This window comes from Lysinibacillus sp. GbtcB16 (assembly GCF_019091145.1).
GTDB lineage: Bacteria > Bacillota > Bacilli > Bacillales_A > Planococcaceae > Lysinibacillus > Lysinibacillus fusiformis.
The window spans coordinates 1-231 of the sequence record NZ_JAGXJV010000945.1 but is presented as its reverse complement, the minus strand read 5'-3'; the positions used below and the strand labels follow the sequence as shown (position 1 = coordinate 231).

Here is a 231-nt window from a genome sequence, read left to right as displayed (position 1 = left end):
GTGCCCATGTGGGGTACCATCAATCACAACACCTAACTGCCCCTCTGCCCCTCGCTCTTTTAGCCCGACTTGTATGCCTACATCTAATGCAGTCCCAATCCCCTTTTGGCGATATGCAGGTGTCACCACTAGTGTCCACTCATACGTATGGAGTCCCATTATATCAATGGCACTTGCAACTCCAACTAACAAATCCTGATCATCCTCTTACGCCAATACCATAAAGCCCTT

General features: G+C 48.5%; 1 protein-coding gene. It reads right to left on the bottom strand.

Annotation, left to right across the window (positions count from 1 at the left end):
* Window positions 1-192 (bottom strand): GNAT family N-acetyltransferase (locus KVT27_RS26410; RefSeq protein WP_254636316.1); only part of this gene is annotated, 192 nt, incomplete at its 3' end.
* Window positions 193-231 lie beyond the last annotated feature (39 nt).